Raw genomic sequence first — 13350 nt, 5'->3', positions numbered from 1 at the left:
GTACGCAGTGTCTGGATAAGTGGCCGACCTGTCGAGCTGCATGATCAATACGGAGCTCGGCCTGCCCACGGACATCGAGAACCATGCGAGCTATCTATCATTTTGGATCGAGCGTTTGAAGAGTGACAAGCGTGAAATCTTTCGCGCGGCGGCGGCGGCGCAGAAGGCGGCTGATTATTGCCTCGCCTTTCATCCCGACTTCGCCGAAAGCCGAAGCGTTTCCGATGAACAGGACGCCTCTGATAGCGACGCGCCCCTCGTCGAGGCCGCGTGATCGCCATGATGCGCGGCCTATCGACGAACCCCGAAGACGGCGAGCATCCGCATGCTCTCTCTCGCCCCCAATCCTCCATTGCTCCCGATCTGAGGAGCTACGACTACATATTGATTGCGCTGTCCGGCGGAAAGGATTCGGTCGCAGCGCTCCTTCATCTTCTCGATCAGGGCGTCGATCCCGCTCGTATCGAATTGCATCATCATGACGTCGACGGTCGCGGGCCACCGACGTTCGATTGGCCGATCACCGCAGGCTACTGCCGAGCGATCGCCGAGGCCTTCGACCTTCCGCTCTCCTTCTCATGGCGTGACGGAGGCCTGCGCCGCGAGATGTTGCGCGACAGCGAGCCCACCGCTTCGGTGATGTTCGAGACGACCGACGGAAATGTCGCGACATTCGGCGGTCGCGGCGGTCCGGGCACGCGTCTGCGCTTCCCCCAGGTCACGGCCGATTTGCGGCTTCGCTGGTGCAGTTCCGTCGGGAAAATCGACGTGATGCGAAGCATGATCTGCAATTCGCCCCGCTTCCTCGGCAAGCGAACGCTCATCATCACCGGAGAACGCGCCGAGGAGAGCCCAGCGAGGGCCCGCTATCTGACGTTCGAACCGCATCGCACCGATACGCGCGGCGGAGCCCGCCGGCCTCGCCACGTCGATCATTGGCGTCCGATCCACGGCTTGGAGGAACGACAAGTCTGGGATCTGCTCCGGCGTCACGGCGTCGTTCCGCATGTCGCCTATCAGCTCGGCTTCGGCCGCGTCTCCTGCATGCATTGCATCTTCGCCTCGCCCGACCGGCTGGCGACGATCAGATGGATGGCGCCGGAACGCTTCGAGATGATCGCCGAATACGAACGGCGCTTCGGCTGCACCGTCAAACGCGACGCTCCCATCCATGCCGTCGCCGATCGCGGCAGACCCTATCCGGCCGCGCTCGCTCGGCGAGATCTCGTGCAGCTCGCCATGTCCGCGTTTTGGTCGCCGGCGATACGCACGTCCACCGAGCGCTGGCGCCTGCCTGCCGGCGCCTTCGGCGACGCCGCCGGTCCCGGCTGAATTCCGCAGTTCTCGACCTCCCTTTTTCACAATCCGTTTCGCGCCTCCCAGAGGAGACATCGACATGTCCCGCTCCTACACGCATTTTTCCTGCGTTCTTCCACTCGGCCGTTCTGAATTCGTCCCTCCGGCGATTGCTCTCTATGAGCAATATGCGGACGAGCTCGACGCGAGATTTGAGCGCGTCTGCTTCACGGTGAAAGCCAGCGACGCCGATAGAGGATGTCTTCGCATCGTGTCGGGCGACGACGGCGATCCCGAACAAGTGATTGCATTCGTTCAGCGCTGTGCGAGGACGTTCGGATTGACCGGCCTATGGGGTTTCCATTGGAGTCAGGGCTGCGTGTTCCCCTCGTTCGATGCTTTCGGCGGCGCGGCCTGCCTGCTCGATCTCGGCGCGCAGCGCATCGTCGACAGGATCGATTGTCGGCGCTGGCTCTCGGAACGCATCGCGCGTGACAAGACGCCCGCGGCTCGGCTCCTTCGGCCCCATTCGTGACGCCGCGCAATTCGTAGGCGTGAAAAGGAGAAATCGAAAAAGAAGAACATGAATGGAAGGCGTTACCGCGAACGAACGGCCGCCGCAAAGGGTGGGTCGCTCCGGCCGCTTCGCTGGGCCGGATCGATCCCGGCGCACGAGGCGCCGCCTTTGCCCCAGCCGTTCGTCCTCGGTGCGTGATCGGGGTCTTCGAGAAGAAGATCGAGAGGAGACTCCGATGGAAAATTTAAGCACGACAGGATCCGAAATTCGCGACGCCGCCACCGCCGCGGCGTTCGACCTCGACGTCTTCGACCACGCCGCCGCGCGCCGCGACGGCTGGGTCATATCCGATTGCGGCAGCTATCGCGACGGCGCGCCTCGCATCGAGCTGCAGAAGTTCGACGACCCGGAGCAAGGTCCGCCGAAATTTCGCGACGACAGAGAGGCCTGGGCGCATGTCGTCGCGCGCGCGCGTTCGGGCTCGGCCCTTCACATCCGAGCGCTCGATCTCGTCGATCGACGCGAGCGTTCCGCCATAGAAGCCGCCTTCGGACCCTGGTGAGTCCGTCGACCGCCGCCTTCCCGAACCTTCCCCTTCGCACATTCGTCGCCTCTGCCCATGCCCGGCCGCCCAGCGCGCGCCGGGCTTTTTCGTGCTCGCCGAAAGGATTTCTCGCCATGGCCAAGGACAGCAATCAGCTGACGCTTTCTCTCTTCGATTCGACCAGCCTCTCCGGGGGATTGACGCTCGACGGCGGAGGCTTCCGCCCCTCGACCGATCGCCCAGAAGAAGACGAAGCGCCCGCCGTCGCGGCGGCGCCGGCCATTCCTGCCCAGGACTTCGTGTTGCGCGGCGACCGCCAGCTCGCCCACCGATGGAAGGCTCGCGCCGCCGACAATCTCGCCGCCATTCGGCTCGCGCAGGAAATCGAGGCCGAGAAGCGCAACGCCACGCCCGAGGAACAGGAGGCCCTGAGCCGCTTCGTCGGCTTCGGCGCGCGCGACCTCGCCGATATGATGTTCCGCCGCGCCGGCGAGAGCTTCGCCGAGGGCTGGGAGGATCTGGGCGAGGAGCTGGAGCGGCTCGTCCCGCGCGAAGAGCTGGCGAGCCTCGCCCGCGCCACGCAATATGCCCATTACACGCCCGAGTTCATCATCCGCGCCATCTGGCGCGCGGTCCAGCGCATGGGCTTTTCCGGCGGCGCGATCCTGGAGCCCGGATGCGGGACGGGCCTCTTCTTCGCCCTCGCGCCGGAAGGCCTCGTCGGCAAATCGAGCCTCACCGGCGTCGAGATGGACGCCACGACCGCGCGGATCGCCGCTCAGCTGTTTCCGAACGCCTGGATCCGGCGCGAAGACTTCACCAAGGCCCGCGTCGCCGAGAGCTTTGAGCTCGTCATCGGCAATCCACCGTTCAGCGATCGGCGCGCGCGTCTCGACGGAGCCGAGCGCCTCGACCTTTCGCTGCATGATTATTTCATCGCACGGTCGATCGAGCGGTTGAAGCCGGGCGGCCTCGCGGCCTTCGTCACCAGCCGCTGGACCATGGACAAGGTCGACGACAAGGCGCGCGCCCATATCGCCGCCATGGCCGATCTCGTCGGCGCGATCCGGTTGCCCGAGGGAGCCATGAGCGCCGCTGTCGGAACCGACGTCGTCGTCGACATTCTATTCCTGCAAAAGCGCGCCCCCGAGCAGGAGCCCGCCGGCGCGCTCTGGGACGGACTGGCCGAAGCCGTCGCGGCCGAGGATGGCGAGGAGGCTCTTTCGATCAATCGGTATTTCATTGATCATCCCGAGATGGTCATGGGGCTCCATGCGCGGACCAGCAGCGCCTATGGGCCGACCTACACCTGCCTGCGAAAGGATCGCGCCACGCTCGACGTCGAGATCGACGCCGCCGTTTCGCGCCTGCCGCGCGGAATCCATCAGCCGAGCGAGCGATCGGCGGCGTCAGCGGCGAGCCGGCCCGCCCTTCGCGTCGGGACGGCGGCCGAAGGCGCGACGATCAAGGAGGGCAGCTTCGTCATCGTCGACGACGCGCTGATGCAGATCATCGACGGCGCGCCGCGCAAGATCGAGGTGCGCGGCGGCAAGGGAACCGAAGGCATTCCAGCAAAGCACGCCCGCATCATTCGCACCCTCATCCCGATCCGCGACGCCATCCGCGAAGTTCTGCGCGCCCAGGAGGCCAATGAGCCCTGGGGTCTGGCCCAGACGCGCCTGCGCATCGCCTACAACAGCTTCCTGCGCAATTTCGGAGCGATCAATCTCACCACCATCACCGAGACGACCGATCCGAAGACCGGCGAGGCGCGCGAGACGCAGCGCCGGCCCAATCTCCAGCCCTTCCTCGACGACCCCGACGTCTGGCTCGTCGCCTCGATCGAGGACTATGACGTCGAGACCGGAACGGCGACCAAAGGTCCGATCTTCTCCGAGCGCGTGCTGCATCCGCCGGCGACGCCGACGATCGAAAGCGCGGCCGACGCCCTCGCCGTCACCCTGCACGAGCTCGGCCATGTGGACATCGACCGCATCGCCGACCTCCTCGGCCGTTCGCGCGACGAAGCGCTCGCCGAACTCGGGGATCGCGTCTTCCTCGACCCGCAGACGACGATCGAAGGCTTCGAGAGCTGGCAGACCGCCGACGCCTATCTGTCCGGCCCAGTGCGCACTAAGCTCGCCGCCGCGATCGGCGCGGCCGAGCGAGATGCGCGCTATCGGCGCAATGTCGAGGCGCTCGGCCCGGTCCAGCCCGAGGATCTGAAGCCCTCGGATATTTCCGCCCGGCTCGGCGCGCCCTGGATCCCGATCGACGCCGTCATGGGGTTCGTCGCCGAGGTCATCGGCGTGAAGGCCTCGATCCGCCACACCGTCGAGATCGCCTCCTGGACCGTCGAGCTCTCCGCCTTCTCCGGCCGCGCCGAGGCGACCTCCGAATGGGGCACGGCGCGCCGCAACGCCGGCCTGCTGCTCGGCGACGCGCTCAATTCGTCGATCCCGCAAATCTATGACGTCTGGAAGGAGGATGGCAGAGAGCGGCGCGAGCTCAACGCCGCCGAGACCGAGGCCGCCAAGGAGAAACTCGCCAAGATCAAAACCGCTTTCGAGCGTTGGGTCTGGACCAATGTCGAGCGGGCCGAGCGTCTCACCCGCATCTACAATGACCAGTTCAACAATCTGGTCCCGCGGCATTTCGACGGAGGCCATCTCCAGCTTCCCGGCGCGAGCAGCGTCATCAAATTCTACGACCACCAGAAGCGCGCCATCTGGCGCATCGTCAGCGCCGGCAAGACCTATATCGCCCATTCGGTCGGCGCCGGAAAGACCTTCACCATCGCCGCCGCCATCATGGAGCAGAAGCGGCTCGGCCTCGTCGCCAAGGCGATGCTGGTCGTTCCCGGTCATTGCCTGGCGCAGGCCAGCCGTGAATTCCTCCTGCTCTATCCGAACGCCCGCATTCTGGTCGCCGACGAGACGAATTTCTCCAAGGACAAGCGCCAGCGCTTCCTCGCCCGCGCCGCGACGGCGCAGTGGGATTGCATCATCATCACCCACAGCGCCTTCAAATTCGTGCCGGCGCCCGCCGCCTTCGAGCAGGCGCTCGTTCAGAACCATCTCGCCAGCTATTCCGAATTGCTCGAGAAGATCGACGGCGACGACCGCATCTCGCGCAAGCGCATCGAGCGCATGAAGGAAGGCCTGGAGGCCAAGCTCGAATCCTTGCAGAGCCGCAAGGACGACCTCCTGACCATCGGCGAGATGGGCGTCGACCAGCTCATCGTCGACGAGGCGCAGGAGTTCCGCAAGCTCTCTTTCGCCACCAATATGACGAGCCTGAAGGGCGTCGATCCGGACGGATCGCAGCGCGCCTGGGACCTTTTCGTCAAATCCCGCTTCGTCGACGAGAAGAATCCCGGCCGCGCCCTGCTCCTCGCCTCGGGCACGCCGATCACCAACACGCTCGGCGAGATGTTCACCCTGCAGCGCTTCATGCAGCCGGAAACCCTCGAAGAGCGGGGCATTCATGAGTTCGACGCCTGGGCGGCGACCTTCGGCGAGACGCGCACCGAGCTCGAGCTGCAGCCGTCGGGGCTCTACAAGCCGGTCACGCGCTTTTCGGAATTCGTGAATGTCGCCGATCTCATGGCCATGTATCGCTCGGTCGCCGACGTCGTGCTCAAATCGGACCTGCGCCATTATCTGCGTTTGCCGAGCATCAAGGGCGGCAAGCGCCAGATCGTCACGGCAGAGCCGAGCGCCGCCTTCAAGGCCTATCAGAAAATCCTCGCCCAGCGCATCGCCGTCATCGAGGCCCGCAAGGGGAAGCCCGAGAAGGGCGACGACATTCTCCTCTCCGTCATCACCGACGGTCGCCACGCCGCCATCGATCTGCGCTTCGTCCTCCCCGGCCACGCGAATGAGGACGGCAACAAGCTCAACGCCCTGATCGACAATGTCTATTCGATCTGGAGCGAGACCTCCGACCGCCGCTACACGCGGGCGGATGGCGTTCCCTACCTGTTGCCCGGCGCGGCGCAGATGATCTTCTCCGATCTCGGCACGCTCAATGTGGAGGCGACGCGCGGCTTCTCGGCCTACCGCTGGATCAAGTCGCGGCTCGTCGCGCTCGGCGTCCCCGCCGAGCAGATCGCCTTCATGCAGGATTACAAGAAGTCGAGCGCCAAGCAGCGCCTGTTCCAGGATATCAACGCCGGCAAGACCCGCATCGTCATCGGATCGTCCGACACGATGGGCACGGGCGTCAACGCCCAGCGCCGACTGGTCGCGCTCCATCATCTCGACGTTCCCTGGCTCCCCTCGCACATCGAACAGCGCGAAGGCCGCATCGAGCGCCAGGGCAACGAGAATGACGAGATCGAGCTCTACGCCTACGCCACCAAGGGCAGCGTCGACGCCACCGGCTGGCAATTGCTGGAGCGGAAAGCCCGCTTCATCGAAATGGCCATGTCGGGCGACCGCAGCATCCGCCGACTGGAGGACGCCGGATCGCAGGTCAATCAATTCGCCATGGCGAAGGCCATTGCATCGGGCGACCCGAGGCTCATGCAGAAGGCCGGGCTCGAAGCCGAGATCGCTCGCCTGGAGCGCCTGCGCGACGCGCATTTCGACGATCAATACGCCGTCCGCCGCACGATCTCCTCGACCGAGTCCTCGCTCCGTCACGCCGAAAGGCGGATCGGCGAGATCGAGCAGGACATCGCCCGGCGAATCCCGACCCGCGGCGACGCCTTCCGCATGGAGGTGAACGGCGAGCGTTTCGTCGAACGCAAGGACGCCGGCGCCGCCCTGCTCAGAGGCATCCGCGCCAAGGAATTCGAAGGCGCGGGCGGCGACTGGCGCGTCGCCAATATCGGCGGCTTCGATTTGTCCGTAACGGCGAGATCCGTCGAGCGCCAGAAGCTCGCGGATGTCGAGTTGACGATGCAGCGCGCCGGCCAACATCTCGACATCGAATATTCTCACGATCTGACGCCGCTCGGCATCATCTCTCGTCTCGAATATTGCCTCTCGCGCTTCGAAGTGGAGTTGGCCGAGCAGAAGCGCGCCATGAGTGACGCCGCCGGACGCCTCCCGGCCTATCGCCGGCGCCTCGATGAAGCTTTCGCCTACGAAGACGAGCTCGACGCGAAACGCGACGAGCTGGCGGCGCTCGACGCGTCGCTCGCCGCGAATGATGACGGAAACGCCGAGGCCAGCTCCGCGGCCTGACGCTCGTCGGCGGCTTGCCTCAATCCAATCAGGAGACTCTCGATGCTCCCGTCCGCAATCATTCGATCTCTCCGAACACCGCAACTGACGGCCGCCGACTTCACGCCGACCAAATTCCATTCGTCCGACGACAAGGCCTGGTTCGCAAACGCGCTGCTGAAATTCCTCGCCGACGACTGCCCGAAGAGCGGCTTCACCGATCGACTGTATGTGCGCCTCTCCAACAGCTTTGGAAACATTGCCTACTACGATAGGCAAGGCTTCTTCGAGCACTTCTTTCTGGCTTTGGAAACCAAGGCAGAATTCCTTGAGCAGACGCTGCAATGGCCCTGTTATGGCTCAGCGGAATTTACATTTTGCGACGTCGAGATCCTCGTCCAATCGCGGATCACGACGGCGAACCTTCTCGCGATCGTAAAGGCGCAGCGCGACAATGACGTCGCTCGCCGAGAGCGCGAGTTGCTCGAGCGTCTGAAAGCCAAATACGAGCCGATGCCCCGGTCGGATGCGCTCTCCGCTCTGGCGTCGCCGGCGACAGCGCCCGAGCCGCCGACGGTCCTGCGCCAAGGATCGCTGTTCGATTTCTCCGAATGAATGACGTGGCTCCTGCGCGCTGCGATTGTCGATGATCGCGAACGCCGAGCGGAACAAACACGAAAATCAGAATGAAGAAAAAGGCGATTTGCCCCATGCGCGGCCGTCGCCGCAAGAGTGCGTCGCTCTGCTCCCGCGCGTTCCGCGCGCTCTTGCCCCGCCGTCCGCGATCGGGGCGTTCGATCCTCGTCTTCGAAAAGAAGATCGGCAATTCGAATTGAAAGAGGAGATCATCGCCATGGAACTGCGTCACGTCGACCCCCGTAATCTCAAGCCGAATCCCAGCAATCCCCGCCGCATCGCTCCCAGTGAGCATGCCGATCGGCAAATGATCGCCAATATCAAGGCGACCGGCATCACGCAGCCGCCCGTTGTGCGTCCCGACGGCGACGATCTCGTCATCGTCGCCGGCCATGGGCGCGTCCGCGCCGCCATCGGCGCCGGCTTCGAACAGATTATCGTCCTCGTCCGCGGCCCCGACGACGGCGCCGACAATCTCCGCGCGCTCTCTGAGAACGTCGTCCGAGTTCAGATGGGGCCGGTCGACCAATGGCGCACCATTGAAGCGCTCACGTCCGATAATTGGACGGAAGAGGCGATCGGCGATGCTCTCGCCCTGCCCGTGCGCACGATCAAGAAATTGCGCCTGCTCGCCCATATTCATCCGGAGATGCTCGACCAGATCGCCAAGGGCGACATGCCACAGGAAAGTCTTTTGCGCACGATCGCCGCCGCCGGGGCCGACGAGCAGGCTTCCGTCTGGAAGAAGCGAAAGCCCAAGAAGGGCGAGGAGACCGTCATTTGGCATGAGGTCGCTCGCGCCCTCGACAAAAGGCGCATCTACGCCAAAAACGCGAAATTCGGCCCAGACGAAGAGCAGGCTTTCGGCATCGTCTGGGAGGATGATCTGTTCGAGCAGGGCGATCAGGACAACCGCTACACCACCCAGGTCGAGGCGTTTTTCGCCGCGCAAGCCGCATGGGTCGAAGCCAATCTCCCGAAAAATGGAGTCATTTTGCAAATTGACGAATACGGCCAGGGCAAGCTGCCGCCGAAGGCCGAGCGGAATTGGGGACAGCCTAGAAAGAGCGACACGATCGGCCGTTACGTCGACACCCGCGACGGATCCGTGAAGGAAATCGTCTATCGCCTGCCGAAGGAAGAGCCGAAGAAGGGAAAGAATGCAGCCTCCGGCGGGACGTCCGAGACGCTCTCGGAGCCCACTCGCACTCGTCCTGAGATCACGCAAAAGGGTCTCGCGATCATCGGCGATTTCCGCACCGACGCGCTCGTCAGAGCGCTCGTGGAAAACGAGATCGACGACTTCACTCTTCTCAGTCTGCTCGTCGTCGCCTTCGCCGCCGACAATGTCGATGTGAAAGCCAGCGGCTACTCCTCGCCCATGCGTCGAGGCCTCGCGCATCGGCTCGCCAATGAGGGACGCATCACCCAGGACGCCGCCCTCGTTCGGAAGGCAGCGCGCGACATGCTGGCCCATGTTCTCAACTGCCGCCCCGGCTATCATTCGAGCGGCGCCGCCGCCCGCCTCGTCGGAGACGCGATCGGCGCGGATGCGCATCTTCCCAATATGGCGACGGACGATTTTCTGTCGTCGCTTTCGAAGGCTGCGCTCGAAAAGGCCGCCGCGCAGCACTCCGTGCTGCCGCGTCCGCGCGCCAAGGAGACCCGCGCCGCCCTCATCGACCAGCTCGCGGGCGCCACATTCGTGCTACCGGCCGCGCGGTTCGCTCTGTCGGAAGAAGAGATCGCGAACCAACTCGCCCGAGCGGCCGAACGCGCCGAGGAGGACGAGGGCGAGGGCCAAAACGTCGACGGCTTCGATACGGAGATCGGCGCCACCGACGAGGACGGCGACCCGGAAGAGGATCAGCAAGCCGAGGAATTCGCCTGATCAACGCATCGGCGCGGCCGGCTTACCGTCGGCCGCGCTCTTCTGCACGCTGCCATGAACCCCGAGGACGGGAGGTTCGCTCATGTACGCTTTTCAATTCCAGGATGGAAGCTGGCGCATCGACTTCATGACCAACAGTCGATCGCCCCGTCCTGCTCCCAGAACCGAGGCGTACGATCTCAATGAAGCGTCCTACCTCAGTCGCCGCGCCGCGAACGCCGCCATCGACAAAATCCGCGCGCTCGCTTCCGACAGATCTCCTCCCACATCAGAGGAAGTTTCGTCCTGAAGCGCCGCGCATTTGTGAATGTTCGAGCTACGGAGCCTTCTAATGCCGACCTACAGAATTCTACTTGTGGAAGAGCTGGTGGAGAGCGACTGCGCGGAATTCCGAGTCGCCGCCCCTACAACCCGTGACGCCGCCAATGTTCTCGTCGACGCCCATGCCCGTGCGCGGGAGAAATCGTCGAACTGGGTCTCTCTGCCCGACGGCCAGAGCGCCCGAATCGAGCCCGACAATATCGTTCGGACGCGCGTCTATTGCGTGTTGCTCGACGACAACGGCGACGAGGTCGAGGAGATCGACCTCGAGACGCCCGCCTCGCGAGCACAGCCGCCTTCAGAGGTGGATTTCGAAGACGGTGGCGCCTGATGCGGCAGTGTCATGCGCGACGCGCACTGCCCGACGACGCGAACTAGAGGGCCAGTGCCGCGGTCTTTTCCCTCTCACCGCGACGACACGAACGTCGCCGTCCCATCTTTTCGGAGGCCGATTCCCGGAGGCGTGAACATGGCCAGGACGCAGGTCGACGTCAGCACGGAAATTTTCGGCAGCGCCACCAGCATCGCGCATCTGGCCCAATTCGCATTCGACCGCGAAGACGGCCGAGACATGACCGTCGAATACGCCATGAGGCTGATCCAGAAAGATTGGCCCTTCGAAATCGATCACTCGAAAACAGAAATCGAATGCGGCGTCGGTATTCGTGTCGCCTTCAAAGACGGTTCCGTTCTTCATGTCGGCGCTTGGGCGGACTGACATGAAGCCTTCCCACGGGATGCCCTAACTAGGGAGCTGCGCTATGATACGGCAATATTATGCTCAACGCCGCCAGGGTGGCGACAATCCGAAGGGCGTCGGCGTCATCGCCGTCGGATCCATCTACTATTTGCAGAACGACGGCTATTGGCGTGATCGATTTCGCGGGGCGCCTATTCGCCGCAATCCCTGCATTGTCCTCGCGTTTTTGAATGGCGTCGTCGCCGCTTCCCGTCGCAGCGCCGCCGCAGGCAAATGGGAGGACGTCTATGTGAGCGGACGTTCCGATCTCGCCCTCGTGCGCTCCCTTCGCGATGGGCGCATCCGCAAGATCGCCGTCCGCACATTGATCCTCCACGACGATCTCGGCATGTGCAAAGACGCGGCGGAATATCCGACTCTTCCGCGGCTCGCCGGTCGCAAGTTGCCGCTTCGATCTGTCGCAGCATAACGAGGCCGTCGCGGAGCGCTCTGGCTCTCGACGCACATGTGAAGCAGAGGGCGCCGAAATGTGTCGACAATGGATTCCCTCGGAGCTTTTGCTGTTTGCGAGCGCCAAATCGTCCGCTGAGTTCATTCGTCGGTCTGAAAAGGCGAGTGTGGCGCCATCCGCTCTCGTCGCGACAGATTCGAGGTGAAAGTTCGCGAATCCGAAATCTCGCTTCGCTCGCTCGCGGTTCTTTCGAATAGACGCGCCAAGTCATCGCTGACGCCCGAGACGGGATGAATGAAGGACGCATCGACCATGCGCCCTCGGATCGCTGTCGGACCGTCCAGCACCAACACGACAATGCTGGCGACGGCCGCGCCCAGCGCGCCAGCCCCGACTGCTATCGACAGAGCGCCTGTGAGGAAGGCCGCGACGGATTTCGAAATCCAGCTTCCACTGGGATAAATATCTGACGACGATTCCTTATTCATGATGGCCTCCGGACCTGCATACGGCGACACCACTATCGACCGCATCGCAACCGTGAGCTCGCTGTGCGCGGATATAAATGGAGGATCGAATGCCTGAGTCGCACCCGATCCTCATTCACAGTTCGATGTCGGCGCTCGCCGCTATTTGCACACCACGCGCCCAGGAGTGTACACGCATCGATCAATCGGACTTTTGAAGACAAAAGTTTCGCGCGTTCCATCCTTATATCGGCACACGAGTTTTAGCGGTTGATGCGCCTTTTTGAGATTGTGCCATCCTTGCTCCTTCAAAGAGCCGTCAGGCGTCAGCGATTCTGTGTCCGGCGTGAGTGTCCCCGGCGGGTCCGCTAGTCCCGAAATGATCGTGATCCCCGATAGGTTATTCTTGCAAGGTTCGACGGCGAAGGCCGCCGAAGGAACCATCAGCATCAGTATGGTGAGCGCCTTAGTGCGATACGACATAAAATTTATCTCCCGCTTCATATTGATTGTTCCCTGTCCAATATATCGTCCTGTAATGGGCCGGCTGATTCAACCATTGGTCCATTACCTGTATGCCCTGATCGTTCTGACCGAGGTAAATCGCCGTGTGGCTCTGGCCCGGCGTGTTCGTGTATGTCCCGTCATCGCCAAAAGTCGCGATCACAGTTCCCGTTGCAATGTCGCTAGCGCCCTCAACACGTTCGCCCGGAACCCAGGTCGACGTCAGGCCGACGTCGGATGTCGCCTGCGCCAGCGCGACGCATTGCCCACTTCCGACGCTCTGGCCATTGTATTGACTGTAGTCGGTTGCGATCGTGCCCGCGCCAATTCCGCCGTCGCCATTGTAGCCGCCGCCTCCGCCATTTCCTCCTCCTCCGTTCCCGCCACCCGTATCCGTTCCACCGGTCGGATAGCTGAAATTCGGCGCGCCTTTCTCGCGGTACGTCGGAATCACCGTGGCGGGCAATCCGCGTTCGACGACAGGGGTCGGGTCGGCTATCCCCGGCGTCGGCCCCCACAACGCGCACCCCGCGCCCGCGGCGAGAGCCACCGCAATCAATCGACATGAGACGACGAGCTGTCCTCGTCCTCCGCCATGCCCTCCGCCGCCGGCGTCCGGAGGGGACATATTCATTTTGCGCAACATGAGACCTCCTTTTTCAGAAGGCTCTCAACATTGCTCCCATCGGCGCGAATGTGAAATTCCTGTCAACCGCGAAATCATCATCGCGGATCTTTTGGCCATGTCGTCGCCGCGCCTTTGGCTAATCCCTCATCGCGACGGGCTTCCGGCCGGGGAGACCGGCCGCTGCTCATGCGGGCGCGCGCAGCGTCACCGTCGCTTCCGGCGCT

The 13350-nt window shown here is 63.5% G+C and carries 11 protein-coding genes; 10 read left to right on the top strand and 1 reads right to left on the bottom strand.

The window, feature by feature from the left end:
• Positions 1-19: 19 nt before the first annotated feature.
• The 10 genes from A1351_RS12140 to A1351_RS12095 all read left to right on the top strand — a co-directional run bounded on the left by A1351_RS12140 (position 20) and on the right by A1351_RS12095 (position 11545).
• The gene (locus A1351_RS12140; protein WP_245291640.1) at positions 20-274 is read left to right on the top strand and encodes a zincin-like metallopeptidase domain-containing protein; all 255 of its coding nucleotides are present in this window, start codon (positions 20-22) and stop codon (positions 272-274) included.
• A gap of 5 nt (positions 275-279) precedes the next feature.
• Positions 280-1332: a phosphoadenosine phosphosulfate reductase family protein gene (locus tag A1351_RS12135; RefSeq protein ID WP_245291641.1), complete on the top strand. Its 1053-nt coding sequence runs from the start codon at positions 280-282 to the stop codon at positions 1330-1332.
• A gap of 64 nt (positions 1333-1396) precedes the next feature.
• Positions 1397-1831, top strand: coding sequence for a hypothetical protein (locus A1351_RS12130; RefSeq protein WP_064033085.1), 435 nt, complete (start codon positions 1397-1399; stop codon positions 1829-1831).
• Positions 1832-2048: 217 nt separating this feature from the next.
• Positions 2049-2375: a hypothetical protein gene (locus tag A1351_RS12125; RefSeq protein ID WP_064033084.1), complete on the top strand. Its 327-nt coding sequence runs from the start codon at positions 2049-2051 to the stop codon at positions 2373-2375.
• 116 nt (positions 2376-2491) lie between these two features.
• The gene (locus A1351_RS12120) at positions 2492-7549 is read left to right on the top strand and encodes a DEAD/DEAH box helicase family protein (RefSeq protein WP_064033083.1); all 5058 of its coding nucleotides are present in this window, start codon (positions 2492-2494) and stop codon (positions 7547-7549) included.
• A 42-nt stretch (positions 7550-7591) separates the two neighbouring features.
• Complete coding sequence (locus A1351_RS12115; RefSeq protein WP_064033082.1) at positions 7592-8143, top strand: hypothetical protein; 552 nt, start codon at positions 7592-7594, stop codon at positions 8141-8143.
• A 238-nt stretch (positions 8144-8381) separates the two neighbouring features.
• The gene (locus A1351_RS12110; protein WP_064033088.1) at positions 8382-10055 is read left to right on the top strand and encodes a ParB N-terminal domain-containing protein; all 1674 of its coding nucleotides are present in this window, start codon (positions 8382-8384) and stop codon (positions 10053-10055) included.
• A 331-nt stretch (positions 10056-10386) separates the two neighbouring features.
• Positions 10387-10707, top strand: coding sequence for a hypothetical protein (locus A1351_RS12105; protein ID WP_064033081.1), 321 nt, complete (start codon positions 10387-10389; stop codon positions 10705-10707).
• 138 nt (positions 10708-10845) lie between these two features.
• On the top strand, positions 10846-11094 hold the full coding sequence (locus tag A1351_RS12100; protein WP_064033080.1) for a hypothetical protein: 249 nt from the start codon (positions 10846-10848) through the stop codon (positions 11092-11094).
• 43 nt (positions 11095-11137) lie between these two features.
• Positions 11138-11545, top strand: coding sequence for a hypothetical protein (locus tag A1351_RS12095; RefSeq protein ID WP_024882070.1), 408 nt, complete (start codon positions 11138-11140; stop codon positions 11543-11545).
• 915 nt (positions 11546-12460) lie between these two features.
• Here A1351_RS12095 and A1351_RS26045 read toward each other — a convergent pair.
• Complete coding sequence (locus A1351_RS26045; protein WP_157096282.1) at positions 12461-13144, bottom strand: BPSL0067 family protein; 684 nt, start codon at positions 13142-13144, stop codon at positions 12461-12463.
• Positions 13145-13350 lie beyond the last annotated feature (206 nt).

Origin of the sequence: Methylosinus sp. R-45379 (assembly GCF_001644125.1) — a bacterium.
Lineage (GTDB): Bacteria > Pseudomonadota > Alphaproteobacteria > Rhizobiales > Beijerinckiaceae > Methylosinus.
Note: the sequence above shows the minus strand (reverse complement) of the source record. Positions and strands in the feature narration are given on the sequence as shown.